The following is a 1,251-nucleotide window of genomic DNA, read 5'->3' as shown; positions in this document are numbered from 1 at the left end:
AGTGCTGTATGGATCGGGGCTGTGACGTCGCTGTCCGCCACAGGCCCGGCGGTGGTCTGCACCGCGGTGATGATCCGCGGCCGCTCCTCGTCACAGGTCTCGCTCAGATGCACCTTGTAGCCGATCCAGGTCGTGCTGCGCTTGCAGGCATAGCGGGCATTGGCATCGTAAGGTGAGTTGATGAGCCTTGCCGCGGGCGGGATCTCGTCGCGCTCGCTCCGCCAGCGCACCTGGCCGTCGGCAAGATAGAACTGCTGAACACAGACCCGGCGTAGCATTTCGGCGGCGGGCAGGTGGCGGAGCCACTCCGGCGTGGCAGCAGCGGCAAGCGCCGCGAGCAGATGATGGCCGTCCTCGCCAATCTGCTGCACCCAGGCGGCTCGTTTGGTAGCCGAACGTGGCAGGCGGTCGTCGAAGGCACGCGCTTCGTACGCCTCGGCCCAGTGCGGCAAAACCTGCGGCAGCAACCATTCGGGCGCCACCAGGGCCAGCACCTCCAGCGTATGCCGCAGCGTCTCGTGAACACACTCGAGCCGGTTCAGCGCACGGGCGGCGGCCAGGACGTGGGTGGCGTCCGTGCGCTGGCGGCCTCCGGCTTTGAGCAGGTGATGCGCCGCCGCGATCTCCAGCACCGCATCCAGCAGCAGGGTCTCGGCCGCGCCCGCAACCAAGCGTGTGCGGAACTCGCTCAGCACCGAGCTGTCAAAGCCAGGGTCGGTGAGTGACAGGCCGAGCAAATACTTCCAGTCGATCCGCCCCCGCACCGCATCCGCCGCCCCTCGATCCGACAAGCCCTCAGCGAACTGCAGCAACGTCACCAAGGCCAGACGCCAGGGCGCCGCCGCTGGCTGACCCTTGCTCGGGAACAGCGATGCAAAGCGGTCATCGTCGAAGACGGGGCCAAGCTTGTCACGCAGGCTCAGCAGCAGATTGCCACGCGGGAAAGCTTGCCGCGCCACCTTGACCGTCGCGTCCGGAACTGGAAGGGGCGCTGCAGGGTGTAGGCACATGGCCGGCCTCGATGTTGCAGGAACAGCTTCATCAATGCCTGGCTGGCGCGATCGCGGCATGCTGCTTACAGCGGCAAAGCCGCCGCTGTCGCCAAGCTCGGGGGGCTGTCTGGCACGCTGCAGACCTTGCGGCGTGGGCCGCAGGCAAATGCGCCAAGGCTCACCCAACCAAAGGGCGCATCATTCAACCAACTTCCGCCTTTCCGATTTCGCCAGCAGTATCAAACTTGCAACAGAACCG

Annotated in this window: 2 protein-coding genes; one reads left to right on the top strand and one right to left on the bottom strand. The window is 66.3% G+C overall.

Going from position 1 to position 1,251, the window contains the following annotated elements:
- Window positions 1-959: transposase (locus tag Q7A36_RS39930; protein ID WP_305109346.1), on the bottom strand; the 959-nt coding region annotated here is incomplete at its 3' end.
- A gap of 49 nt (window positions 960-1,008) precedes the next feature.
- Here Q7A36_RS39930 and Q7A36_RS39925 point away from each other — a divergent pair.
- Window positions 1,009-1,251, top strand: a 243-nt coding sequence (locus tag Q7A36_RS39925) for a hypothetical protein (RefSeq protein WP_305109345.1), incomplete at its 3' end; no start/stop codon positions are given.

Source organism: Paracraurococcus lichenis (genome assembly GCF_030657435.1).
GTDB classification, from domain to species: Bacteria; Pseudomonadota; Alphaproteobacteria; order Acetobacterales; family Acetobacteraceae; genus Paracraurococcus; species Paracraurococcus lichenis.
Note: the sequence above shows the minus strand (reverse complement) of the source record. Positions and strands in the feature narration are given on the sequence as shown.